This is a genomic window from Streptomyces sp. NPDC001450, assembly GCF_053597295.1.
This window is the reverse complement of sequence record NZ_JBSFHY010000026.1, coordinates 106,060-130,464: the sequence shown is the minus strand read 5'-3', so window position 1 is coordinate 130,464 and position 24,405 is coordinate 106,060. Positions and strand designations below refer to the sequence as shown.

The 24,405-nt window shown below is 71.1% G+C and carries 21 protein-coding genes and 1 pseudogene; 9 read left to right on the top strand and 13 right to left on the bottom strand.

Translation table 11 applies throughout. The features are described 5' to 3' along the window. The first annotated feature begins 63 nt into the window (after window positions 1-63). On the top strand, window positions 64-300 hold the full coding sequence (locus tag ACWC5O_RS27045) for a hypothetical protein (RefSeq protein WP_450590417.1): 237 nt from the start codon (window positions 64-66) through the stop codon (window positions 298-300). Here the strand turns inward: ACWC5O_RS27045 and ACWC5O_RS27040 are convergent. After that, the gene (locus tag ACWC5O_RS27040) at window positions 267-1,265 is read right to left on the bottom strand and encodes an FUSC family protein (protein ID WP_450590418.1); all 999 of its coding nucleotides are present in this window, start codon (window positions 1,263-1,265) and stop codon (window positions 267-269) included. The two genes, ACWC5O_RS27045 and ACWC5O_RS27040, sit on opposite strands and share 34 nt — an antisense overlap. Window positions 1,266-1,372: 107 nt before the next feature. On the opposite strand from ACWC5O_RS27040, the gene ACWC5O_RS27035 reads away from it, so the two are divergent. Continuing rightward, on the top strand, window positions 1,373-1,813 hold the full coding sequence (locus tag ACWC5O_RS27035) for a MarR family winged helix-turn-helix transcriptional regulator (RefSeq protein ID WP_450590419.1): 441 nt from the start codon (window positions 1,373-1,375) through the stop codon (window positions 1,811-1,813). Window positions 1,814-1,818: 5 nt separating this feature from the next. Here ACWC5O_RS27035 and ACWC5O_RS27030 read toward each other — a convergent pair whose 3' ends face one another. Then, window positions 1,819-3,165 carry a hypothetical protein gene (locus tag ACWC5O_RS27030; protein ID WP_450590420.1) on the bottom strand — a complete coding sequence of 449 codons (1,347 nt, stop codon included), beginning with the start codon at window positions 3,163-3,165 and terminating at the stop codon, window positions 1,819-1,821. 77 nt (window positions 3,166-3,242) lie between these two features. Then, window positions 3,243-6,254, bottom strand: a complete 3,012-nt coding sequence (locus tag ACWC5O_RS27025) for a glycoside hydrolase family 3 protein (RefSeq protein WP_450590421.1) — start codon at window positions 6,252-6,254, stop codon at window positions 3,243-3,245. A 104-nt stretch (window positions 6,255-6,358) separates the two neighbouring features. Between ACWC5O_RS27025 and ACWC5O_RS27020 the strand changes: the two are divergent. From ACWC5O_RS27020 to ACWC5O_RS27010, 3 genes and pseudogenes are all read left to right on the top strand, one after another. Next, window positions 6,359-6,565: pseudogene (locus ACWC5O_RS27020) on the top strand (ricin-type beta-trefoil lectin domain protein); the annotation flags it as partial. 34 nt (window positions 6,566-6,599) lie between these two features. Further along, the gene (locus ACWC5O_RS27015) at window positions 6,600-7,214 is read left to right on the top strand and encodes a hypothetical protein (protein WP_450590422.1); all 615 of its coding nucleotides are present in this window, start codon (window positions 6,600-6,602) and stop codon (window positions 7,212-7,214) included. A 76-nt stretch (window positions 7,215-7,290) separates the two neighbouring features. After that, on the top strand, window positions 7,291-7,902 hold the full coding sequence (locus tag ACWC5O_RS27010; RefSeq protein WP_450590423.1) for a GOLPH3/VPS74 family protein: 612 nt from the start codon (window positions 7,291-7,293) through the stop codon (window positions 7,900-7,902). 6 nt (window positions 7,903-7,908) lie between these two features. Here the strand turns inward: ACWC5O_RS27010 and cimA are convergent, their stop codons facing one another. The 5 genes from cimA to ureA all read right to left on the bottom strand — a co-directional run bounded on the left by cimA (window position 7,909) and on the right by ureA (window position 13,951). Then, window positions 7,909-9,519, bottom strand: coding sequence for a citramalate synthase (cimA, locus tag ACWC5O_RS27005; protein WP_450590424.1), 1,611 nt, complete (start codon window positions 9,517-9,519; stop codon window positions 7,909-7,911). Window positions 9,520-9,819: 300 nt separating this feature from the next. Continuing rightward, window positions 9,820-10,437 (bottom strand): TetR/AcrR family transcriptional regulator, encoded by a 618-nt coding sequence (locus ACWC5O_RS27000; RefSeq protein ID WP_450590425.1) that lies wholly within the window; start codon window positions 10,435-10,437, stop codon window positions 9,820-9,822. Window positions 10,438-10,455: 18 nt separating this feature from the next. After that, a complete protein-coding gene (locus tag ACWC5O_RS26995; protein WP_450590426.1) occupies window positions 10,456-11,496 on the bottom strand; it encodes an agmatine deiminase family protein in 1,041 nt (346 codons plus the stop codon). An 11-nt stretch (window positions 11,497-11,507) separates the two neighbouring features. Next, on the bottom strand, window positions 11,508-13,250 hold the full coding sequence (locus ACWC5O_RS26990) for an urease subunit alpha (RefSeq protein WP_450590427.1): 1,743 nt from the start codon (window positions 13,248-13,250) through the stop codon (window positions 11,508-11,510). Continuing rightward, on the bottom strand, window positions 13,247-13,951 hold the full coding sequence (ureA, locus tag ACWC5O_RS26985) for an urease subunit gamma (protein WP_450590428.1): 705 nt from the start codon (window positions 13,949-13,951) through the stop codon (window positions 13,247-13,249). The genes ACWC5O_RS26990 and ureA overlap by 4 nt, the downstream gene beginning before the upstream one ends. A 147-nt stretch (window positions 13,952-14,098) precedes the next feature. On the opposite strand from ureA, the gene ACWC5O_RS26980 reads away from it, so the two are divergent. After that, window positions 14,099-15,544, top strand: coding sequence for a cytosine permease (locus ACWC5O_RS26980; protein ID WP_450590429.1), 1,446 nt, complete (start codon window positions 14,099-14,101; stop codon window positions 15,542-15,544). 96 nt (window positions 15,545-15,640) lie between these two features. Here ACWC5O_RS26980 and ACWC5O_RS26975 read toward each other — a convergent pair whose 3' ends face one another. Continuing rightward, window positions 15,641-16,729, bottom strand: a complete 1,089-nt coding sequence (locus ACWC5O_RS26975; RefSeq protein ID WP_450590430.1) for a branched-chain amino acid aminotransferase — start codon at window positions 16,727-16,729, stop codon at window positions 15,641-15,643. Between the two features lie 244 nt (window positions 16,730-16,973). Continuing rightward, window positions 16,974-18,017 carry a 3-isopropylmalate dehydrogenase gene (locus tag ACWC5O_RS26970; protein ID WP_386576562.1) on the bottom strand — a complete coding sequence of 348 codons (1,044 nt, stop codon included), beginning with the start codon at window positions 18,015-18,017 and terminating at the stop codon, window positions 16,974-16,976. A 142-nt stretch (window positions 18,018-18,159) separates the two neighbouring features. Here ACWC5O_RS26970 and ACWC5O_RS26965 point away from each other — a divergent pair, with 142 nt between their 5' ends. Next, a complete protein-coding gene (locus ACWC5O_RS26965) occupies window positions 18,160-19,713 on the top strand; it encodes a purple acid phosphatase family protein (RefSeq protein ID WP_450590431.1) in 1,554 nt (517 codons plus the stop codon). Between the two features lie 94 nt (window positions 19,714-19,807). On the opposite strand, the gene ACWC5O_RS26960 is transcribed toward ACWC5O_RS26965, so the two are convergent. Further along, entirely contained in the window at window positions 19,808-19,939 is a 132-nt protein-coding gene (locus ACWC5O_RS26960) for a hypothetical protein (RefSeq protein WP_103811235.1), read from the bottom strand. A gap of 509 nt (window positions 19,940-20,448) precedes the next feature. After that, on the bottom strand, window positions 20,449-20,988 hold the full coding sequence (locus ACWC5O_RS26955) for a GNAT family N-acetyltransferase (RefSeq protein ID WP_450590432.1): 540 nt from the start codon (window positions 20,986-20,988) through the stop codon (window positions 20,449-20,451). A 70-nt stretch (window positions 20,989-21,058) separates the two neighbouring features. Between ACWC5O_RS26955 and ACWC5O_RS26950 the strand changes: the two genes are divergently transcribed. Both ACWC5O_RS26950 and ACWC5O_RS26945 read left to right on the top strand, forming a co-directional pair. Then, entirely contained in the window at window positions 21,059-21,946 is an 888-nt protein-coding gene (locus tag ACWC5O_RS26950) for an alpha/beta fold hydrolase (RefSeq protein ID WP_450590433.1), read from the top strand. A 243-nt stretch (window positions 21,947-22,189) separates the two neighbouring features. Further along, complete coding sequence (locus ACWC5O_RS26945; protein ID WP_450590434.1) at window positions 22,190-22,411, top strand: hypothetical protein; 222 nt, start codon at window positions 22,190-22,192, stop codon at window positions 22,409-22,411. A gap of 357 nt (window positions 22,412-22,768) precedes the next feature. Here ACWC5O_RS26945 and pruA read toward each other — a convergent pair whose 3' ends face one another. Next, window positions 22,769-24,400, bottom strand: a complete 1,632-nt coding sequence (pruA, locus tag ACWC5O_RS26940; protein ID WP_450590435.1) for an L-glutamate gamma-semialdehyde dehydrogenase — start codon at window positions 24,398-24,400, stop codon at window positions 22,769-22,771. Window positions 24,401-24,405 lie beyond the last annotated feature (5 nt).

Sequence of the window (24,405 nt, the reverse complement as noted above, 5' to 3'; positions counted from 1 at the left end):
CCGGGGCATCCCAACCCCGGTCGCTTCCTGCTGGGTTGACTGCGGGAACGCGGCATCGACTGGATGCCGTTCGAAGCGGAAGAGCTGCGGATCGACCTGATGTGCCGCATCGGCGACGACGGGCACTGGCACGGGACTTTCGGCGTGAACGTGGACGCCCGGGCGCTGCGGCGGCTCGGACTGCATCCCGGCCAGCCGACCTCCGTCGTCAACGGCCCTTCTCCGCCCGCCTGGTGGCACGCCGCCGGTGAGCGTTACGCCGCCCGTCACGCCGTACGCAGACGCCACGGCTTCCGCTGAACCGGCAGCAGGAACCAGGATGCCCCGACGGACAGCACCGCGCCGACGGCGATCGCGGCCAGGCGCGTGGGCAACAGGCTCTGCGCGTCGTGACCGAAGTAGCCGAGGAGCAGGGAGAGGGCCGTGGTCATGCCGGCCGCCCAGTAGGCGTAGGTGAGCGGGCGCAGCCACAGGGCCACGGCCAGCACGGCGAACAGCACCGCCACCGCCGCGTGACCCGTGATGCCGGCCGCCGCCACGCCCGTGGCGAGCAGGGTGCCGACGCAGGCGCCCAGGAAGCGCTCGACTCCCTTGCGCAGTACGTCGGTTCGGCCCCGGTTGCCGCTTGCCACGACGTACGCGGTCAGAACCAGCCAGGGCCAGTGGTCGTCGTAGAGCAGTCGGCCGAGCGCGAAGGACGCGGCCACCCCCGCCGCCATCTGTACGGCCATCCGTGTGCTGGGGCGGGGGTGCAGTCGGGAGGGCCGGCGCGGGGTGCCCGGGTCGGCTTCGGCCGGCCAGGGGCCGTACCGGTCGGCCGCCGTCTGCACCAGCCACACGCTCGCCCACGCCAGTACGCCGATGAGCGCCGAACATGCCCAACTCACCAGCTGCCCTTGCGCCTTGGGTGGGAGAGCAGGGCCGGGGACCACCAGGAGCGCCACCAGCGGGAGGGTGATCAGGGTGCCCGCCCGGGTGGCGGCCGGGCCGTAGCGGCGGATCCAGATGGCCAGGGAGATGCCCGCGGTGAAGACGGCCGCGCCCAGCCAGTAGTGGGTGGCGATAAGGCGGCCGACCAGGGCGCAGATCGCCGACACCGCCGGCAGCAGGGCGAGTGCCCTGAGGGGGCCCCGGGTGTCCGCCGTCCGCTGGGTCCGGGCGAGTGTGACGGTCAGGACCACCGCGAGGACGACGGAGTCCGTGTGCAGTCCGGCCGCGCCCTCCAGCCACAGGGCGATCGACCAGGAGAGCAGGACGGCCGTCATCGTCGTAGCAGCTTCATACGCATTGCGTATTAGTTTCTTGGCCACCTTCCCAGAATATTGGGGATGTGTGGACCATAGAAGTACGCATGAGCGTATCATTCGGGGTCATGGATCACCTTTCCGAGGCCGCCCTTCTCCGGCGGGCCGTCGTCCGGCTGAACCGGCGGCTCAGGCAGGAGCGCGGGGACGGGAGTCTCAGCTCCAACCAGCTCGTGGTGCTCGGGTATCTGCACCGGCACGGGTCGGCCACGCCCGGTGAGATCGCGGCGGCGGAGCGGCAGCGGCCGCAGTCACTCACCCGGGTCTTCGCCGAGCTGGAGGCCGATGGGCTGATCGCGCGGGAAGCGGGCACGACGGACCGGCGTCAGGCCGTGCTCACGCTCACCGAGCCCGGGCGGCGGGCGCTGGAGCGGGACATGGCCGAGCGCGACGCCTGGCTGGCCGAGGCGCTCGGCGCGCTGGGCGAGACGGAGCGCGGGGTGCTGGCGCTGGCCGCGGCGGTGATGGAGCGGCTGGGCACGATGGACGTGCCCTCACAGAACGACTGACGCGCTCAGAAGCCCCCGCCGAAGTCCCCTCCCCCGCCGCCGTCGAAGCCCCCACCGTCGCCGAAGCCACCGCCGAAGTCGCCGGGGTCGAAGTCCGCGCCGGACACGTCGCCGCCGAAGTCCCCGCCGCCGAAGTCGCCGTACCCGGTGCCGTAGTCGGCCGCGTACGACGGTGTGGCCATCACGCTGCCGAGCAGGGTGCCGACGAGCAGGCCGGGCAGGATGCCGCCGCCGAAGTAGCCGCCCGCCCAGGGGCCGTAGGCCGGTCCGGCGTCCCAGTAGGGGCGGCGGCCGTAGTCGGTGTCGACCTCGCGGATCACCGGGTCGCGGCCGTCGGCCAGACGGGTGGCGTCGGCCGCGCAGACCGGGACCTCGCGGGGTGCGCCGCCGGGCGGGGTCCAGGCGGCGTCGATGACCGAGGGGCCGTGCCGGGGGTCGAAGAAGCAGGGCGGGCGACGCTCCGGGAGGGGGCGGCCCTCGCGGCGGGCGGCCAGTTGGGCCAGGGAGAAGCGGCCGTCCTCCAGTGCCTCGGTGACCGCGCGCACGTCCTCGGGTTTTCGGGCGTCGGCCATGTACTGCTTGGCCTTGTCGTAGGCGTCCAGGGCCCGTTCGTAGTCCCCGCGCATGGCGTCGTCGGCGCCCGCCTCGGCCGGGTGGAAGTCCAGCCGGTCGAGTTCCTCGCCGAAGGCGGTGACGTCCTCGTCGACGACGACCCGCAGGCGGTCCAGGGCGGCCCGCTGCTCCTCGGCGTGGCGGCGGCGGTTGCGGCGGACCAGGGCGTAGACGCCCGCGCCGCCGGCCACCAGGACCGCGGCCGTGGTGATCAGCGCCGTGGTGGACATTCCGCCGCCCTTGCCGGAGGAGCCCCAGGACGCTGGGGCGTGGCCGCCCATGTTGGCCAGGGCGCGGTCGGTGAAGTCGGTGAGCTGGGTCTTGGCGCTCTCGCCCTGGACGCTGGTGACGAGGTTCTGCACGGCGCTGCGCGGGAGCACGGAGGAGTCGGCGCGGGCGTCGAAGCGGTCGCCGAGGCGGATGGCGTACAGGCCGGTGACTCCGGTGGCCGTGCGCAGGTCGGAGAAGAGGTTCTGGGTGGGGTAGTCGGCGGGCAGGACCGCGATGAACAGGGGTTTGTTCGCGCCCTTGATCTGTTTGGCGAGTGTGCCGGCGTCGGCGGCGGGCAGCGGGGCGGAGGCCGCCGGGTCGACGTAGACCGGGCTCTTGCGGAGGGCGTCGGCGATGGTGGAGATGCTGGTGGCCGCCATCGCGCCAGGGGTCAGCACGGTCACGATCACCAGGGTGAGGGCGGCCAGCAACAGCGCTGGGAGGCTTCGGGTCCGCAGGACGGCCTTCATCCTTCGAAGCTACCCGAAGCCTCCCAAAAGTGGGCATCCCTTCAGATCAGACGGGTGGGCCCGGATCGGAGGGGGGTTTACGCGGCCTGGTACGCCTCCGTCAGCTTCCGCACCGCCTTTCCGTACCTGCCGGTGAGCAGCAGATGGTCCGCGTCGGCGAAGGGCTTCGCCACGGCCTCCGTGATCCGCTGCCCCACCTTCTGCTGGACGAGCAGCCGCGCCTCGGCGACCAGCTCGCGTCCGGTCCGGTCGGCGCCCGTCCGCTCGGCCGCCGTCGCCGCCAGGGCGAGCGCGCGCAGGGTCGCGGTGCCGCCCCGCGGGACCCGGGTGAGCGTGGTCAGGCCCCAGCCGTAGGGGAACTGCGGGTCGTACGACGCGTCGCCGACGTTGATCGGCAGCTGGGACTCGGACCTGGGCCAGGTGACCGGCAGCTGCCCGGTGAAGGGGCGCCTGCCGTAGAGGACGTCGGCGACACCCTCGCCCTCGGTGCCGGGCAGCCAGGAGGCCACGAGCGCGTCGATCCCGTCCAGCCGGTCGCCGATCAGCTGCGGGCGGCCGGAGACGATCAGCACCGCGCACCGCATGGCCGCACACACCTTGTCCACGGCGGCCCGGTCGGCGGCGGACAGCTGCAGGGAGTGGCCGTTGCCGACGTCGCCGACGCCCTCGGCGTACGGGGTCTCGCCGACGACGACCACACCGACGTCGTAGCCGTCGGTCGGCGCGGAGGCGTCCTTGGAGTAGGTGACGTTCCCGCCGGCCTCGCGCATGCCCTGGAGGATGCTCGTGCCCGGGGTGATGTTCCCCGAGGAACCCTGCCAGGTGAGGGTCCAGCCGCCGGACTGGTTGCCGATGTCGTCGGCGTCGGACCCGGCGACGTACACCTTCTCGCTCTTCCTCAGAGGCAGCAGCCCATCGGTGTTCTTCAGCAGCACCTGGGACTCGGCGGCGGCCCGGCGGGCCACGGACCGGTGTTCCGGGGAGCCGATCGCGGCGGCGCCGCTGGTGTCGGCATACGGGTGCTCGAACAGGCCCAGCCGGAACTTCTGGGTCAGGATGCGGGAGACGGCGTCGTCGATCCGCCGCTCGCTGATCCGGCCGGCCTTCACCTCGTCGACGAGCGTGCCGGTGAAGTCCTCGTACGTGTACGGCACCATCATCATGTCCAGGCCCGCGTCGACCGACGTGCGGACGTGGGACGCGTAGTCGCCGGGGAGCTGGTCGATGGCGTTCCAGTCGCTGATGACGAAGCCGTCGAAGCCCATGCGGTCCTTGAGGACGCCGTTGATCATGTCGGCGCGGGCGTGCATCTTCACCGGGCCCTGTCCGTCACCGAGCACGTCCAGGGAGGAGTACGACGGCATGACCGTGCCGATGCCCCGGTCGACGGCGGTCTCGAACGGCGCCAGGTGGACGGCCTCCAGCTGCTGCCGGGTGACCTTGGTGACACCCTGGTCGATCTTGTACGTCCCGGTGGTGGAGGAGCCGTACTCGGTGCCGCCGTCGCCGACGAAGTGCTTGGCGGTGGCGAGGACCTTGTCGTTCCGGCTCAGGTCCCTGCCGTTCGCACGGCCCTGGAGGCCCTGGACGACGGTCTCCATGGACTCGACCAGCGCCGGGTCCTCGCCGAAGGACTCGTAGGAGCGGCCCCAGCGTTCGTCGCGGCTCACGCACAGGCAGGGCGCGAAGTCCCAGGGGATGCCGGTGGCCCGCACCTCGGCGGCGGTCACCGCACCCGCCTGCCCGGCGAGCCGGGGGTCGCGGGTGGCGCCGATGCCGATGTTGTGCGGCATGACCGTGGCGCCGGACAGGTTGTTGTGGCCGTGGACCGCGTCGACGCCGTAGATCAGCGGGATCTGGAAGCGGGTGGCCTGGGCGCGCAGCTGGAAGGAGTCGATCATCTTCGCCCACGCCTCGGGGGTGTTGGGCGTGGGGGTCGAGCCGCCGCCGGACAGGAGTGACCCGAGGGCGTACGTCGCGATGTCGGCGCCGCCCCCGACGGCCCCGCGCTCGGCCTGGGTCATCTGGCCGGCCTTCTCCGCCAGGGACATGCGGGACACGAGGTCGGCGACGCGCTTCCCGACCGGCAACTTCGCGTCCAGGTACGGCAGTCCGTGCGCGTCGACGACGACCTGCGGGGTCTCGGCGGGCGCCTTGGCGCCGGTCACCGTGAGCTTGACCGGGACGGTCTCGGCGGACTCGGCGGCCCTGTCCCGGAGGGTGGGTACCTCGATGGTCCTCGAGGTACCGGAGGCGGTGCCGGCCGGGAAGGTGAGGGTGCCGGAGACCGGGGTGTAGTCCTTGCCGGGGTCGGCGGTGCCACCGGCGGTCTCGTAGGTGACGGTCACCGGGTCGTCGATCGGCGCGGAGCCGGTGGTGGCGACGGTGACCTTGACGGCGGCCGTACCGCCTTCCTTTACGGGGTACACGGCGGAGTCCGTGGTGACGTTCGCCCGCAGGGACTGGTCGGCCCTGCCGTACAACTCGACGTCGTCCATGGCGAACCGGCCTTTGACGCCGGCCGGCAGGGTGACGGCGTAGCCCCACATGCCGGTCAGCCCGAGGACGTGGTCGATGCCGCCGACGGGCTGGTAGTCCGTGCGGTACACGAAGTCGGTGAAGGGGATCTCGACCTGTCTCCAGCCGGTCCAGTCGTCGGTGAAGGAGGTCGTCCACAGCTCGGAGGCCTCGCCGTTCGCGCCGCCGTCCTTGATCTCGAAGGCGATCTTCCGGCCGTTGTCCTGACCGTCCCACCAGAAGCGGATGCCTTTGTGGGCGGACCAGTCGTGGGCGGGTTCGGTCGCGGCGAAGTCGTGGGTGAAGCCGCCGTAGCCGCTGATGTCGTAGCTGCCGGTGAGGACCTTGGCGCCCTCGGGGGCGTCGGAGCGGGCGGTCAGTTGCAGGGCCGGCGGGTCGTCGGTGTCACTCCCCCAGGTGAAGATGCCCTCGGCGGGCTGGGAGGCGAACGGGACCTCGCCCTCGAAGCGGTCGACGGGGACGGGAGCGGGGTCGTCGGCCGCGTGGGACGCGGTCGGTGAGAGCAGGGCGGTGAGCAAGGCGGCGGACACGAGCAGGGCGGTTCTCGGCATGGACCATCCTCGACTCTCGTGGTTCACTCAGGACTTAGATCACGCCGTGAGTTAACTAACGTCCCACAGACCCGTCAAGACGTCACGTCAGACAATCCGGGAAGGGCGACGCCTCGGACGGGGCCAAGGTGCAGTTGTACGACTGCAATGGAACCGGTGCCCAGCAGTGGTCGTACAACGCCTCCGCCGGTGATGTGGTGAACACGGCGGCGAACAGGTGCCTGGACGTGACGGACAACTCGTCGGCGAACGGGGCGAGGGCGCAGATCCGGTCGCGCACCGGGGCCGCCGACCAGAAGTGGCACTTGCAGCAGGGCGGGTCGCGTCCCGCCCTGGAGGGGGAATATGAAGCGCTGGAGACTGCGCGGCTCCGGGGACGAGGCGTCGGACGACACCTTCCGGGGAACGGCCGGCGTCGGCGCCGTTGCCATCACGCAGGGACGCCTTCGACGAGCTGGTGGACGACACGTCCTGAGACGGGCGACGGCCGCCGTGCTGGGTGGCGTGAGCGGGATGCTCCTGCTCAGCGGGTGTACGGCGGTCGACCTGCCGCTCGCCGCTGTGCGGGTCGGGACGGACGGGGCGCCGTACGCCCTGTTCCGGCCCTGTGGCGACGACGACTACCAGGGGCCCTCGCTCGACGGGCGGGCACGCCACGGTGGCGACGGGCCCGTCACCACGGGGTGGGACGTACGGAAGGAGGGGCTCCACGGGGACGCCGAGTTCCCGCTGTTCACCCCTCCCGGCGACTGGAAGGCCCGGCACCGCGGAGCGCGGCGGCTGCTCCCCCACCACCGCTACACGCTGGGCTTCGGGCACTACGTGACCGGTGACTCGTACAACGGGACGGTGGTGTTCACCACCGAGCAGATCGCCCGGCTCAGGCCCGGTCAGGTGTGGGCCGACGGTCGGGCGATGCGGCTCGGCGCCTTCGAGAAGCTCGCCGAGGACGCGTGCTGATGGGCGGCGGTGCACCGGCTGGGGGACGATGAAGGGAGCCGGCATCCCGCCGGGCGCCTTCCCGAGGGAGTCCGACATGAGCACAGCGCGGGACCTGTTGATCGTCGCTCTGGACGTCCCGTCCGGCCGGCCCGTCGAGCAGGGGGACCTCTCGCTCGCCCTGGCGGGGGCCGAGCTGGTCGACCTGATGGATGCCGAGGCCGTCACCCTGGACGACGAGCGCATCGTGCCCGGCCTGCAGCCGGCCACCGGTGACCGGCTGCTGGACGCGGCGGGGGCTGCGCTCACCCGGCAGGCGCCGTACGAGTCCGTCGAGGACTGGCTGTGGCGCCGCGGGCGCGGCCTGGCCGCCGCCTACGCGGACGATCTGCAGGCGCGGGGACGGCCGGCCACCGGAGCCCTGCACCACTGGCTGCCCTGGCGGAGCGGAGACGGCACTCCGGCCGACTCGCCGGAACGGCGGCACGCCACCGACCGCTGGGCCTCCCGCGAGCCCGTCCTCGCCGGTCTCGCGGCCGCCCTGGGGATACCCGAGGGCGCGCCGGAACAGGCCCCGGAGGACCTGCCCGACAACGCGGTGGTGACCGTCCTGGCGGCCGTCAACGACGCGCTGACGGAGCTGGAGGCCGTGCGGCAGCGGCGGCGCATCGAGGAGGACGCCTTCGACAACGTCTGGCGTGCTCCCTGAGGCGGACTACTCGGCCGGCTCGACCCCGGCCCGCAGCAGGCCGTAGGTGCAGGCGTCCTCCAGGGCCTGCCAGGAGGCGGCGATGACGTTGTCCGCCACGCCGACCGTGGACCACTCGCCCGAGCCGTCGGAGGTGGAGATCAGGACGCGGGTGGTGGACGACGTGCCGTGCTTGCCCTCCAGGATGCGGACCTTGTAGTCCACCAGCTCCAGTTTGGCGAGCTGCGGGTAGATCTTCTCCAGGGCGACGCGCAGCGCCCGGTCGAGGGCGTTGACCGGGCCGTTGCCCTCCGCGGTGGCGACGATCCGCTCGCTCTTGGCCCACAGCTTGACCGTGGCCTCGTTGGCGTGGGTGCCGTCCGGGCGGTCCTCGACGATGGCCCGCCAGGACTCGACGTCGAAGTACTTCAGGGGCCTGCCCTCGGCCTCGGCGCGCAGCAGCAGCTCGAAGGAGGCGTCCGCGGCCTCGTAGGTGTAGCCCTTGAGCTCGCGCTCCTTCACCCGCTCGACCACCCGGCCGACCAGTTCGCGGTCGCCGCCGAGGTCGATGCCGAGTTCCTTGCCCTTCAGCTCGACGGAGGCGCGGCCCGCCATGTCGGAGACCAGCATGCGCATCGTGTTGCCGACCTGCTCCGGGTCGATGTGCTGGTACAGGTCCGGGTCGACCTTGATCGCGGAGGCGTGCAGGCCCGCCTTGTGCGCGAAGGCGGAGACGCCGACGTACGGCTGGTGCGTGGACGGGGTGAGGTTCACGACCTCGGCGATGGCGTGCGAGATGCGGGTCATCTCGCGCAGGTGGCCGTCGGGCAGCACCTTCTTGCCGTACTTCAGCTCCAGGGCCGCGACCACCGGGAAGAGGTTGGCGTTGCCGACGCGCTCGCCGTAGCCGTTCGCCGTGCACTGGACGTGGGTCGCGCCGGCGTCCACCGCGGCCAGGGTGTTGGCGACGGCGCAGCCGGTGTCGTCCTGGGCGTGGATGCCGAGCCGGGCGCCGGTGTCGGCGAGGACCGTGGAGACGACCGCCTGGACCTGGGCGGGGAGCATGCCGCCGTTGGTGTCGCAGAGGATGACGACGTCGGCGCCGGCCTCCGAGGCGGTGCGCACGACCGCCTTCGCGTACTCCGGGTTCGCGCGGTAGCCGTCGAAGAAGTGCTCGCAGTCGACGAACACCCGGCGGCCCTGCTCGCGCAGGTAGGACACGGTGTCCCGGACCATCTCCAGGTTCTCGTCCAGCGTGGTGCGCAGCGCCAGCTCCACGTGCCGGTCGTGCGACTTGGCGACCAGCGTGATCACCGGGGCGCCCGAGTCGAGGAGCGCGTTGACCTGCGGGTCGTCGGCGGCCTTGGCGCCGGCGCGGCGGGTGGCGCCGAAGGCGACCAGCTGGGCGTGCTTGAAGTCGATCTCCTGCTGGGCGCGGGCGAAGAACTCGGTGTCCCGCGGGTTCGCGCCGGGCCAGCCGCCCTCGATGAAGCCCACGCCGAAGTCGTCCAGGTGCCGTGCGATGGCGAGCTTGTCCGCGACGGTGAGGTTGATGCCCTCGCGCTGCGCGCCGTCGCGCAGCGTGGTGTCGAAGACGTGGAACGAGTCGTCGAGCTCGCTGGTTGCCGTCTCGGTCATGGTCTCAAGGCTCCTGATTGTGGATCTTCGGTCTTACCGGAATGACCGGCTCCACCGTCCCCCCAATACTCCCTCGCGCTCCGTTCCCGGCTGAAGGTGGGCCGGAAAACCAAAAAACCCCTCGCGGGTGCGAGAGGTCTGCGCGCGGGTCGAGGACGACGGTGGCCACCCGTACCTGGTCGTACGTGGTGGTCACTGCGGACCGGCGCGCCTGCTGCCAATAATCATGGCGAACGAGAGCACGGAAGCAGTCTGGCACAGCCCCGCCCCTGGCTCCCCGACCGTCTCAGGATGCGGTCGTCAGGCGTCCGGCGCGAGGAGTGTCTCCGCGAGGAACTCCCGCACGTGGGCGATCACTTGTTCCCGTCCCGTGCCGCGCAGACCGATGGCGACATGGATGGAGAAGCCGTCCAGCAGAGCACGCAGCCGGGTGGCGAAGCGGTCGGCGTCGACCGGGCGGAACTCGCCGCGTGAGACGCCCTCGGCGAGCAGCGCGACCAGGTCGCGGTGCCAGGCGCCCTCGATGGCGGCCTGCCGCTCGCGGGCGACAGCGTCGGCGGCAGCGCTCTGCGAGCGGTTCCAGACCTCCAGCCACAGCGTCCAGTGCGGGTCGCGGTGCCCGTCGGGGACGTACAGGTCGACGTACGCCTCCAGGCGCTCCCGGGCGGTGCCGGGGCGGGTGAGCAGGCGGCTGCGCTCGGCGCCGAGCCGGCCCTCGCTCCACTCCAGGGTCTGCAGCAGCAGCTCGTCCTTGGAGTGGAAGTAGTACAGCAGATGGCCGCTGCTCATCCCGACCTCACGGCCGAGCCCCGCCATGGTGAGTTTCTCCAGACCGCGCTCGGCGATCATGCCCATGGCGGCGACGAGAACCTCCTCGCGCGGCGGCGCGTTCCTGCGCGCACGGGCCGCACCGGCCATCTGCTGCTCCTGTGTGTGTCAGACCTTCGGCTGCTGCTGGGTGATGCAGTGGATGCCACCACCGCCGGAGAAGATCGTACGGGCGTCCACCAGGGTGACCGTCCGCTCGGGGAAGAGACGGCGGAAGATCCCGGCGGCGATCTCGTCGCGCGGGTCGTCGAAGCCGCACAGCACGACCCCGCCGTTGCAGAGGTAGTGGTTGATGTAGGAGTAGTCGGCCCAGTGGCCGTCGGCCTCCAGGACGGTCGGGGCGGGCACCTCGACCACCTCCAGCTTGCGGCCGCGCGCGTCGGTCGCCGACCTCAGGATGCCGATGACCTCCTTGGTGACCTCGTGGTCGGGGTGGGCCGGGTCCGGCTGGTGGTGGGCGACGACGACACCGGGGCGGGCGAAGGCGGCGACGATGTCGACGTGGCCGAGGGTGCCGAAGCCGTGGGGCGGGTAGTCGCCGGTCAGGCCGCGCGGCAGCCAGATCGCCTTGCTGGTGCCGAGGTGGGCGTGGATCTCCGCCTCGACCTGCTCCTTCGTCCAGCCCGGGTTGCGCTCGGGGCCGAGCTGCACGGTCTCGGTGAGCAGCACGGTGCCCTCGCCGTCGACGTGGATCGCGCCGCCCTCGTTGACAAGTGCGCTGCTGTAGCTCTTCGCGCCCGCGAGGTCCGATACGTACGCCGCGATCTTCGAGTCGTGCTCCCAGCGGGCCCAGTCCTGGGCGCCCCAACCGTTGAACGTCCAGTCCACGGCGGCCAGTCCGCCCTGGCCGTCGGTGAGGAAGGTGGGGCCGATGTCCCGCATCCAGGCGTCGTCCAGATCACGCTCGACCGTGTCGACGCCGGGACCGAGCAGCACCTGCGCGTCCGCCGACTCGCCGGGGCCGCACACGACGGTCACCGGTTCGAAGCGGAGGACGGCACGGGCCACCGAGGCCCAGGCCATGCGGGACAGACGGAGGTCGTCCGGGTCGTCGAAGGTGGGGTTGGGGCCCGGCCACGCCATCCAGGTGCGCTCGTGCGGGGTCCACTCGGCGGGCATGCGGAAGCCGTCGGCTGCGGGGGTGGTCATGTCGCGGGTCCTTAGAGGAAGTAGAGGCGGTTCAGGGAGACGGAGTCGGCGGGCTCTGAGCGCAGCGGGTCGCCGTCGAGGGTGACCAGGCCGGTGCGCCGGTCGACGTCGACCGCTCCGATGCGGGAATTCAGGCGCAGGTCGGCGGGGCCGATGCCCCGGGTGCCGCGCACGGCGACCCTGCGGCGCCGGGTGGGCATCCGGTCGTTGCCCTGGTCGAGGGCGGACTGCGCGACGAAAGCGACCGAGATGTCCGCGGGCGTGGCACCGTGCGCGCCGAACTGCGGGCCCAGGACGAGGGGTTCGCAGGTGTCGGTGGCCGCGCCCGGGTCACCGACCACGCCGTACGCCGGGAAGCCGGACTTGAGGACGAGCTGCGGCTTGGCGCCGAAGTACTCCGGGCGCCACAGCACGATGTCGGCGAGCTTGCCGACCTCGATCGAGCCGACCTCGTGCGAGAGGCCGTGCGCGATGGCGGGGTTGATGGTCAGCTTGGCCATGTAGCGCAGGACGCGGGCGTTGTCGTCGCCCTCGCTGTCACCGCCCTCCCCGTCATGGGGAAGCAGGGGCCCCAGCTCGGCCTTCATCTTCCCGGCCATGGCGAAGGTACGGCGGACCGTCTCGCCCGCTCGGCCCATGCCCTGCGCGTCGGACGAGGTGATGCCGATCGCGCCCAGGTCGTGCAGCACGTCCTCGGCGCCCATCGTGCCGGCCCGGATGCGGTCGCGGGCCATGGCCGCGTCGCCGGGCAGGTCGGTCTTCAGGTCGTGGACGGAGACGATCATGCCGTAGTGCTCGGCGACCGCGTCCCGGCCGAAGGGCAGGGTGGGGTTGGTGGAGGAGCCGATGACGTTCGGGACGCCGGCCATCTTGAGCACGTTGGGCACGTGTCCGCCGCCGCAGCCCTCGATGTGGAAGGCGTGGATCGTGCGGCCTTCGAGGACGCGCAGGGTGTCCTCGACGGACAGGCACTCGTTCAGCCCGTCGCTGTGCAGGGCGACCTGGACGTCGTGCTCCTCGGCGACCCGCAGGGCCGTGTCGAGCGCGCGGGTGTGGGCGCCCATGTCCTCGTGCACCTTGAAGCCGCAGGCACCGCCCTCGGCGAGGGCCTCGACCAGCGGGGCGCTGTGCGAGGACGAACCCCGGCCCAGGAAACCGATGTTGACCGGCCAGGCGTCGAAGGCGTTGAAGGCGTGCTTGAGGGCCCAGGGCGAGTTGACGCCGACGCCCCACACCGGGCCGAACTCCTGGCCGATGACCGTGGTCACGCCGGAGGCGAGGGAGGCCTCCATGATCCGCGGCGACAGCAGGTGGACGTGGGTGTCGACGGCACCGGCGGTGGCGATGAGTCCCTCGCCGGACACGATGGACGTACCCGTGCCGACGACGACGTCGACCCCGTCGAGGGTGTCCGGGTTGCCGGCCCGCCCGATCGCGCAGACGCGGCCCTCGCGGATACCGATGGACACCTTGCGGATGCCCTGCGCCGCGTCGATCACGACGACGTTGCTGATCACGACGTCGCAGGTCTCGCGGACGGCGGCGGCCTTCAGGTGCAGCCCGTCACGGGCGGTCTTGCCGAACCCGGCGAGGAACTCGTCGCCGTACTTCTGCGAGTCGGACTCGACCCGGATCACCAGGCCCGAGTCGCCGAGCCGGACACGGTCACCGGCGCGGGGGCCGTGGGTGGCCGCGTAGGCGTGGGGGTCCATGTGGATCGACTCGTCGATCTCGCGTCCTTTCGAGCGGCTCATCGCTCGCCTCCTTCCGGCCCTTGCACCGTGACTCCCAGATAACCGCAGGCAGCAGCCCTGCGCAGCGCCTCTTCCTTCGCTCCGGGCGCGTCCAGCGGCCCGTCGACCAGACCGGCGAAGCCGATCGCGATCCGCTCGCCGCCGATCGGGACCAGCCCGACCCCGGCGCTCTCCCCCGGCCCGAACCGCACGGAGGATCCGGCGGGTACGGCGAGCCGCATGCCGTAGGCCTGCTCGCGTACGAAGTCGAGCCGCGGGTTGGCCTCGAAGAAGTGGAAGTGGGAGGTGACGGAGACCGGCACGGTGGCGGTGTTGGTGACCGTGAGCCGGACGGCCGGCTCGGGCTCCGCGTGCTGGGGGCCCGGCAGCAGCGCGCCCGGACCCTCCGCGCCGGCGCCGCTGCCGATGGGGTCGGAGACCACCGCGAGCCGGGAGCCGTCGTCGAAGACGGCCTCGACCATCACCTCGGTGACGACGTCGGCGACGCCCGGCAGCACGTCCTCGGGGCCGAGGATCGAGCGGGCGGCCTCGATGGCCTCCGCGAGCCGTTTGCCGTCCCGCGCGGCCTCGCAGACGGTGTCCGCGATCAGCGCGGTGGCCTCCGGCACGTTGAGCCTGAGACCGCGCGCCCGGCGGGCCCGGGCCAGCTCCGCGGCTCCGAAGAGCAGCAGCCGGTCACGTTCCGTGGGGGTCAGTCTCACGACGCGGCACCTCCTTGCCTTCCACACGTTTGAGCAACACTCTAAACGCACCATTCAGGAAACTGAAGCATTGACCGATGGCCGCCGTTCACGTCACATTGAACGCCGCTCAAACTTGCAGAGACGGCCGTCGAAGGAGACCCAGCCATGCCGATCGAACAGCGCGGTGTCGACACCATCCCGGACGAGGAGCGGACCAGCGGTCCACGGGACCTGGTCTCGATCCTGCTCGGGTCCAACCTCTGCCTCGGAGTGATCATCTTCGGCTGGCTGCCGCCGTCCTTCGGGCTCGGCTGGTGGGCGTCGGTGAGCGCGATCGTGGCGGGCACGGTGATCGGCACGCTGTTCACGGCCCCGCTGGCGCTGGTCTCCCTGCGCACCGCGACCAACCTGTCCACCTCCTCCGGCGCCCAGTTCGGCGTGCGGGGCCGACTGGTCGGCTCGGTCGTCGGTCTGCTGCTGGCCCTCGGCTACACCGCCCTGACCGTGTGGATCGGCGGCGACGTGATGCTCGGCGTGCTCGGCCGGCTGTTCGGACTTCCCGCGGGCGGGGTGTCGTACGCCGTCGTCTACGCGGTGCTCGCCGCGGCCACGGTCGCGGGCGCGGTCTACGGCTACCGGGTGCTGCTCGCCATGTCCCGGGTGCTGTCCGTCGGCATGACCGCCCTGCTGGCCGTCGGGATCTTCGCCTACGCCCCGCACTTCACGACCTCGGCCCTGCCCGGGACGGGCGGCTGTCTGCTGGGCTCCTTCTGGCCGACCTGGTTCCTCGCGACGGTGGCGGCGGGCCTGTCCGGACCGATCGCCTTCATCACCCTGCTCGGCGACTACACCCGCTACATCTCCCCCGCCCGCCACTCCAGCCGCCGCGTCCTGCACGCCACCTGGCTCGGCCTGATCCTGGGTCTGCTGGTGCCGCAACTGTTCGGCACCTTCACGGCGTACGCGGCCCGCGCGGCCACCGACTACGCCGGGCCCCTGGTGTCCGCCTCCCCCGCCTGGTACCTGGTCCCGCTGCTGCTGTCCGCCTCCGCGGGCTCGGTCGGCAACGCGGGCCTGATGCTGTACTCGATGGGCCTCGACCTGGACGCGATCCTGCCCCGCGCCTCCCGCGCCCGCGCCACCTACACGGTCGCCGTCGTGGCCACGGCCTGTGTCTTCGTCGGCCACTACGCCTGGAACGCGCAGTCGGCGATGACGTCCTTCGTCCTGCTGCTCACCGCCATCGGCACCCCGTGGGCGGTCATCACCCTGATCGGCTTCGCCCGCTGCCGCGGTGTGTACGACGCCGACGCCCTGCAGGTCTTCAACCGCCGCTCGCGGGGCGGGATCTACTGGTACCGGTCCGGCTGGAACATCCGGGCCACCGCGTCCTGGGCGGCCGGCGCGGCGGTCGGCCTGCTGGCGGTGTCCCTGCCGTCGTACGAGGGCCCGCTGCTGCGGCTCACCGGCGGGGTGGACTGCAGCTTCCTGCTGTCGGGTGCGGTCGGCGGACTGGTGTACCTGCTGCTGACGTCCGGCCCGGAACACAAGGGGGCCGCCGCGGACATCGTAGAGTCCACGGCAGCCCTGAGCACGTCCGGAAAGAGCTGAGCGGTAGCGCCCCAAAGGGGCGCGGGGAACTGCGCGACCAGCCACAACGGCGCAGCAGACGAACGACGGCCGATCGCGTCGGTTCCCGCCGAGCCATCAGCCGATACGGTGCATCCAGCCGTGCTTGTCCTCGGCCTTGCCGCGCTGGATGTCGAGGAGGGCCTGGCGCAGGCGCAGGGTGACCTCGCCGGGCTCTCCGTCCGACTGCTTCCACTCGGCCTTCGCGCGCTTGACCGTGCCGACGGGGGTGATCACGGCCGCGGTGCCGCAGGCGAAGACCTCGGTGAGGGTGCCGTTCTCGGAGTCTGTCTGCCACTGGTCGATGGAGACGCGGCCCTCCTCGGACTCGTAGCCGAGGTCGCGGGCGACGGCCAGCAGGGAGTCACGGGTGACGCCCTCCAGGATGGAGCCGGTGAGGGTCGGCGTGACGATCTTGTCTCCGTACACGAAGTACAGGTTCATGCCGCCGAGCTCCTCGACCCACTTGTGCTCGACCGCGTCGAGGTAGCAGACCTGGTCGCAGCCCTGGGCGGCGGCCTCGGCCTGGGCGAGCAGGGAGGCCGCGTAGTTGCCGCCCGTCTTCGCGTCGCCCATGCCGCCGGGGACGGCGCGGACGCGGTCCTCGGACGCCCAGATGGAGACCGGCTTCACGCCGCCCGGGAAGTACGCGCCGGCCGGGGAGGCGATGACGATGAACAGGTACTCGTTGGCGGGCTTGACGCCGAGACCGACCTCGGTGGCGATCATGAACGGGCGCAGGTAGAGGGACTCCTCGCCGCCGTGCGCGGGCACCCAGTCCTTGTCCTGCTGGACCAGGGCGTCACAGGCCTCGACGAACGTCTCGACCGGCAGCTCGGGCATGGCCAGGCGCTTGGCGGAGCGCTGGAAGCGCTTGGCGTTCTGGTCGGGGCGGAAGGTGGCGACCGAGCCGTCGGGCTGGCGGTAGGCCTTCAGGCCCTCGAAGATCTCCTGGGCGTAGTGCAGGACGTTGGTGGCCGGGTCGAGGGGGATCGGCGCGTACGGAACGAGCTGGCCGTCGTGCCAGCCGCGGCCCTCGGTCCACTTGATCGTCACCATGTGGTCGGTGAAGTGGCGGCCGAATCCGGGGCTGGCCAGGATCGCCTCGCGCTCCGCGGCGGCGAGCGGATGGGCGGAGGGCTTGAGCTCGATCGTGGGCGTCGTCATGAGTGGGTGTCCTTCACCGGTTGTAGTGTCGGGCCGCGCTCACTCCCGCATCGGCTCTCCAGCCGGTGCTAGGACGTCCGAGCTTTCCCTCATTCCGCGGCTCCGCGTTCGATTATCGCGCGGGGCTGCGGACGGAAGGAATCGGGGTGAATGCGGCCCAGGGTTGATGGTGGCACCCGGCGACCGCATAGGAAAAGCCGCCGGGTGCGATTGCGACCCGGCGGCTCGTGCGTAGCGCGGCGGGTCAGCCGGCTACTCGTACGGCGAGCGCGTCGCCGATCTCCGACGTACTGCGGGCGGGCTTGCCGACGCGTTCCGTGAGGTCGGCGGCGACCGCCGTGTCGATGCGGTCGGCCTCGGCGTCGTAGCCGAGGTGGCGCAGCAGCAGGGCGACGGACAGGACCGTGGCGGTGGGGTCGGCCTTGCCCTGGCCGGCGATGTCCGGGGCGGAGCCGTGGACCGGCTCGAACATGGACGGGAACTCGCGGCTCGGGTTGATGTTGCCGGAGGCGGCCACGCCGATGCCGCCGGAGACGGCCGCGGCGAGGTCGGTGATGATGTCGCCGAACAGGTTGTCGGTGACGATCACGTCGAACCGCTCGGGCTGGGTGACCAGGTAGATGGTCGCCGCGTCGACGTGGATGTAGTCGGTCTCGACCTCGGGGAACTCCGCGGCGACCTTGTTGAAGATGTTCGTCCACAGGTGCCCGGCGAAGGTGAGCACGTTGTTCTTGTGGACCAGCGTGAGCTTCTTGCGCGGGCGGGCCTGGGCGCGGGCGAAGGCGTCGCGGACCACGCGCTCGACACCGAAGGCCGTGTTGACGGAGACCTCGGTGGCCACCTCGTGCTCGGTGCCCTTGCGGATGGTGCCGCCGTTGCCCGTGTAGGGACCCTCGGTGCCCTCGCGGACGACGACGAAGTCGATCTCGGGCTGGCCGGCCAGCGGGGTCGCGACACCGGGGAGCAGCTTCGACGGCCGCAGGTTGACGTGGTGGTCGAAGGCGAAGCGGAGCTTGAGCAGGAAGCCGCGCTCCAGGACGCCGGAGGGGACGCTCGGGTCGCCGATCGCGCCGAGCAGGATGGCGTCGTGCTGCTTGAGGGCGGCGAGGTCGGCGTCGGTGAGGGTCTCACCGGTGGCGTGGTAGCGCTTGGCGCCGAAGTCGTACTCCTTGGTCTCCAGCTTCACATCCTGCGGCAGGACGGCGGAGAGGACCTTGAGACCCTCGGCCACGACCTCCTGGCCGATGCCGTCACCGGGGATCACTGCGAGATTGATGCTGCGAGACATGTCGGCACCCTACTCCTCGTCCCAGGTGATGACATGCCCTGTCCGCCATACGGACACCCGTACGGGTTGCGGGTGTCCCCCTGTCGGCTGCCGTTCACCCGTATGTGGCACGGGTGTTGGACCCCGGTGGAATCTTCCCCCCATGGAGACCCCCGACTTCGGCATCCCGCGCCCGCTCGCGGAGCGGATGAGCATGGCCGAGCAGTACGAGTACCTGCGAACCCGCCTGGTCCGCCGCCGCACCCTGGTGACGGCGGGCGCGGTCGCGGGCGGCCTGCTGACCGGCTGCTCCTCCGGCTCCGGCGCGGCGGCACACCCGGCCCCGGCCGCCTCGCGGGTGTCCGGCTCGGTGGTCCGCCCCTTCGGCCGTCATCTGGCCTTCGGCGCCGACCCGAAGACCCGGATGCGGGTCTCCTGGCAGGTGCCGTTCGCGGTGCGGCGGCCGTACGTGCGCGTCGGACTGCGCCCCGACGACCTCGGCCGCCGGATCGAGGCCGAGGTGCGCAACCTGCACACGCCCGGGGTGCAGGGGGTGCGGCCGGCGGTCGAGCAGTACTACGTGCACGCGGCCCTGGACGGCCTGAGGCCCGGCACGACGTACTACTACGGCGTCGGCCACGACGGCTGGGACCCGGCCGCTCCCGCCCACCGCGCCGGCCTCGCCTCCTTCCGCACGGCACCGGCGACCCCGGAGCGCTTCGTCTTCACGGCCTTCGGCGACCAGGGTGTGGGACAGGCCGCGAACGCCAACGACCACCTCGTGAAGCGCCAGAACCCCGCCTTGCACCTGCACGCGGGCGACATCTGCTACGCGGACGTCAACGGCGCCGGGCAGACCTCGGACGGCTACGACCCCACGTTCTGGGACGAGTTCCTGAAGCAGAACGACCCGGTCGCCAAGTCGGTGCCGTGGATGGTGACCACCGGCAACCACGACATGGAGGCCTGGTACTCGCCGGACGGCTACGGCGGACAGCTGGCCCGCTTCTCCCTGCCGGACAGCGGCTTCGACCCGCACGGGACACCGGGCGCCTACGCGTTCACCTACGGCAACGCCGGATTCGTGGCGCTGGACGCCAACGACGTGTCGTACGAGATCCCGGTCAACCTCGGGCAGAGCGGCGGCCGGCAGACCAGGTGGCTGGACGCGACGCTGGGCGGGCTGCGCGCGACGAAGGGCGTGGACTTCCTGGTCGTCTTCTTCCACCACTGCGCGTACTCGACCTCCCAGCACGCCTCCGACGGCGGTGTCCGCGAGGAGTGGCTGCCGCTGTTCGCGAAGCACCAGGTGGACCTGGTGATCAACGGGCACAACCACGTGTACGAGCGGACGGACGCGATCAAGGGCGGCGAGGTCGGCAGGCCCGTCCCGATCGGCGCGTCGACGGATCCGACGCGGGACGGGATCGTGTACGTCACCGCGGGCGGCGGCGGCCGGGACCTGTACTCCTTCCCCTCGGGCGTCAGGGACAGCTACGAGGGTCATGTCACCCGGCACGACGCCGTGGAGACCTTCCACTGGGCCAAGGGCAAGGAGCGCGCGACGGAGACGGCCCAGTGGTCGCGGGTGCGCTACACCGGCTTCTCGCTGCTCGCGGTGGAGTCGCGGCCGGGTCCGTCACCGCGGCTCACGGTGTCGGCGCTGGCCGAGGACGGACGGCGGATCGACCACTTCGAGGTGCGGCGCGGCGGATGACATCCGAGGTGCGGCGCGGCAGGTGAGGCCGCGCCGCACCACCTCGGGTGCGGCTCCCGGATCAGTGGCTGCCCACCGGCGGCCTGCCGACGGCTCAGTGGCCGGTCTCGCCGCCGTTGTCGCGGCGGTCGAGGGCGCGCTGGAGGGCGGCGGCGGCGTTCCTGCGGTCGGACTCGCTCGTGCGGGACACGTGGCGGACTCGGCGGCGGACGGTCGTCTCGGCCATGGAAATCGACTCCTTCGGCAAACCGGAGTGCGGCAAGGGGGGTTGCGAGACGCCGGAGGGGCGGGGAGCGGTGCCGCAGGGGTTGCCTGCTCGGGGCCCGGCTCACGACCGCCATTCGCTTGATCGAGCGAGACGTTCGGCTCCTACAAAACTAAGGGAGCGGGCCGCGCCTGTCTGCACAATTACTCGGACTTCCTACTATCTGAGACAGTGGACTGGGTCACACCGTCGTGACCTGCACTTTTGCCGTACACGAAGGGAGTGAACGCAGCTCCCGGACGAGCGCCCGAACGGCGGAGGCCGCGGCCGGATCCGGGCACGCCACTGGCTGGGACTGCCGTGCACGTCTGAGCGCCGGGCGGCCAGGTGGACGACGCCGACGTCGTTCATGTCGACCGCCACCACGCCCATCGCCACCCCGGCAGGACCAGGCACCACGAACGGATCCGCCGACTTCCGCAGCCCGCCCACCCCACACCCCAGCGGAGGCTCGCCGGCCTGATGCCCCGTCAGGCAACGTCCCCGTCACGCCAGTCGAGGACGAGTGCGTGGGCCGGGTCCAGGGGTCCGGCGAGCGCGGGCCTGATGTGGACACCCCCTTCCTCCTCCGGGAGACGGACGATTCCGTCCGGGGAGAGGGCGCACACGTACCCGCTCCACCGCTGCCAGCCGCGGGACGTGTACAGCGGGGCACCGTCCTCGCTCGCACAGAGCGCGCCGAGGTCGTAGGCCCGGTCGACGATCCGTTCCAGCTCCGCCATCACCCGCCCGCCGAGCCCGGTCCGGCGTACGTCGGCCCGTACGGCGACGGCCTCCACGTATCCGGTGCGCAGCCAGCGCTCCTGGTGCCGTATCCGCCGCATCACGACGGAGCCGTGCGCGGCGAGACCGGCACTGTCGTGGACGAGGGCGTGCATGCCGCCGAGGCCGTGGTCCCAGTCCTGGTCGGCGAAGCCTCCGTCGAAGGCCTCGTCCAGAAGGGCGCGGGCGGCGCGGAGGTCGGCGGGGTCGAGGTCGGCCGTGTGGGCGGTGCGCAGGCGAAGGGTCATGGGCCAAGCATCACACCTAACCGTTAAAACTCTCTTGACTGGTTAGAGGTAGGCGTGGTGCACTGCTGTCATGTCGATTCACCAGGTTCACCACCGCACGGTCACCGTCCGCGGCCTCGACGTGTACTACCGCGAGGCCGGCCGCGAAGACGCCCCGGTCCTGCTGCTTCTGCACGGCTTCCCGAGCAGCTCGCACATGTTCCGCGAGCTGATCCCGCTGCTCGCCGACGGCTACCGGGTGATCGCCCCCGACCACATCGGCTTCGGCCGGTCGGCGACACCGACGGCCACGGAGTTCACGTACCGCTTCGACGAGCTGGCCGCGATCACCGGCGAGTTCACCGAGCAGCTGGGGCTGAAGGAGTTCGCCCTGTACATCCAGGACTACGGCGCCCCGATCGGCCTGCGCCTGGCCCTCGCCCACCCCGACCGGGTGACGGCGATCGTCACGCAGAACGGCAACGCATACGAGGAGGGGCTGGGCGAGCAGGCCTGGGCGCCGGTGCTCGCGCTGATCGCGGAGCGGACGTCCGAGACCGAGGGGCCGGTCCGGGAGATCAGCAGCCCGGACGGGATCAAGTGGCAGTACCTGCACGGGGTTCCGGACCCGTCATCGGTCAGCCCCGACGCGTACGAGCACGACGCGGCGCTGATGGCCCGGCCCGGCCAGCCGGAGATCCAGCTCGACCTGATCTCCGACTACGGTTCCAACTTCGCCCTCTATCCGGCCTTCCACGAGTACTTCCGCAGCAGCCAGGTGCCGCTGCTCGCGGTCTGGGGCGCGCACGACGAGATCTTCGTGCCCGCCGGCGCGCTCGCCTTCCAGCGGGACCTGCCGAGGGCCGAGGTGCACCTCCTCCCCGCCGGGCACTTCGCCCTGGAGACGCACGCGGACCAGATCGCCGCGCTCATGCGGGACTTTCTCGACCGGCATCTGCCCACTGCCACCACTGCCTGAGCGCCTCCCGGAAGCCCTTCGGGTCGTTGAGCGCCGTGTTGGACTCGGAGTTGATCCCCGGGGTGGAAGGGGAGGCATGTCGTCGTCGCTCGACCCCCGCCATCGTGGCTGACTGTCGTCAACGGTCCAGTTTCGCCTGACCAGATCTCGAAACCCCAGGTCAGCGGCGTGATCCAGTTGTTCCCTTCCTGATCTGTGCCGACGGCCACAGCAAACGGGACACACGTAGGCGCATACTGAACCATGAGAAAGCCTGCTGCGCCGAAGCGTCATCTGCCTACCAGCCCCTTCAAAGCCCCGGTCACACCGGCTCCCAAGCACTTCGCCGTGGGCGACCAGGTCACACACGACATGTACGGCCTCGGCCGAGTAATCGGCATCGAGGACGGGATCGCGGCGCTCGTGGATTTCGGCTCGGCGCAAATGCGGATCTTGAGCCCGTACGCCAAGATGACCAAGCTGTAGGACCGCTGTGCCCGGTCACGGCACACCAGGCCCCTTCAGGGGCCTGTAACGAAAGAGAGTCCCCTCATCGATCTGACGTCGCTGTTTTCCGCCCTGGAAGGGCAACCCCGCTGCTCCACCGCAGCATCGCCGCCTCCGACGACCAACCCCTTCCAGGCCCCTGACTTCGGGGAAGACGAGACCCTGCCGCTCGAGGACGCACAGGAGCCCGCCTCGGGCATACGTGCGGCACGGCCCAAGGCGGCTTAGCTCCACGAATGACGGTGGCTCCGGCCACTGGCAAGCGTGTTGGAGAACGGGCCGGGAAGCCTGCTCGGATGTCAGGCTTCCCGGCCCGTCGTTCGGGGGGGCTGAGGGTCAGCCCATGTGCGGGTACGTGTAGTCGGTCGGCGGGACCAGCGTCTCCTTGATGGCGCGGGTCAGGGTCCAGCGCATCAGGTTCTGCGGGGCGCCGGCCTTGTCGTTGGTGCCGGAGGCACGGCCGCCGCCGAAGGGCTGCTGGCCGACGACGGCACCGGTCGACTTGTCGTTGATGTAGAAGTTGCCGGCCGCGTAGCGCAGCTTCTCCATCGTGTACGCCGCAGCGGCGCGGTCGTTGGAGATGACCGAACCGGTCAGGGCGTAGTCGGAGACCGACTCCATCTGCTCCAGCATCTCGTCGTACTTGTCGTCCTCGTAGACGTGGATGCCGAGGACCGGACCGAAGTACTCGGTGCGGAAGATCTCGTTCTCCGGGTCGGTGGACTCGATGACGGTCGGGCGGACGAAGTAGCCGACCGAGTCGTCGTAGGTGCCGCCCGCGACGATCGTGCAGGTCGGGTCCTCCTTGGCGCGGTCGATCGCGGCCTTGTTCTTGGCGAAGGCACGGTCGTCGATCACGGCGCCGATGAAGTTCGACAGGTCGGTGACGTCACCCATGGTCAGGTAGTCGACCTCGGCCGCGAACTCCTCCTTGAAGCCGGAGTTCCAGATGGAGGCCGGGATGTAGGCGCGGGAGGTCGCGCTGCACTTCTGGCCCTGGTACTCGAAGGCACCCCGGGTGAGGGCGGTCTTCAGGATCGCGCGGTCCGCGCTCGGGTGGGCGACCAGGAAGTCCTTGCCGCCGGTCTCGCCGACCAGACGCGGGTAGGAGCGGTACTTCTCGATGTTGTTGCCGACCGTCTTCCACAGGTACTGGAAGGTCTTGGTCGAGCCGGTGAAGTGGATGCCGGCGAGGTCACGGTGGACCAGGGCGACCTTGGAGACCTCGATGCCGTCACCGGTGACGAGGTTGATGACGCCCTTGGGCAGACCGGCCTCCTCCAGCAGCTGCATGAGGAGGACGGCGGCGTGGGTCTGGGTGGGGGACGGCTTCCAGACGACCACGTTGCCCATCAGCGCGGGCGCGGTGGGCAGGTTGCCCGCGATGGCGCTGAAGTTGAAGGGCGTGATCGCGTAGACGAAGCCCTCCAGCGGGCGGTGGTCCATGCGGTTCCACACACCCGGGGAGTTCGCCGGGGGCTGCTCGGCGAGGATCTGGCGGGCGTAGTGGACGTTGAAACGCCAGAAGTCGACCAGCTCGCAGGGGGTGTCGATCTCGGCCTGCTGGGCGGTCTTGGACTGGCCCAGCATGGTGGAGGCGGCGATGGTCTCGCGCCAGGGACCGGACAGCAGCTCGGCGGCGCGCAGGATGATCGCCGCACGGTCGTCGAAGGACATCGCACGCCAGGCCGGCGCGGCGGCCAGGGCCGCGTCGACGGCGTCCTGCGCGTCCTGCTGGGTGGCGTTGCGCAGGGTGCCGATGACGGCCTTGTGGTTGTGCGGCTGGACCACCTGGATGGTCTCGCCGCCGCCCATCCGCCGCTCGCCGCCGATGGTCATCGGCAGGTCGATCGGGTTCTCGGCCAGCTCCTTGAGCTTGGCCTCCAGACGCGCGCGCTCGGGCGAGCCGGGGGCGTAGCCGTGCACCGGCTCGTTGACGGGGGTGGGGACCTGGGTCACAGCGTCCATGAGAT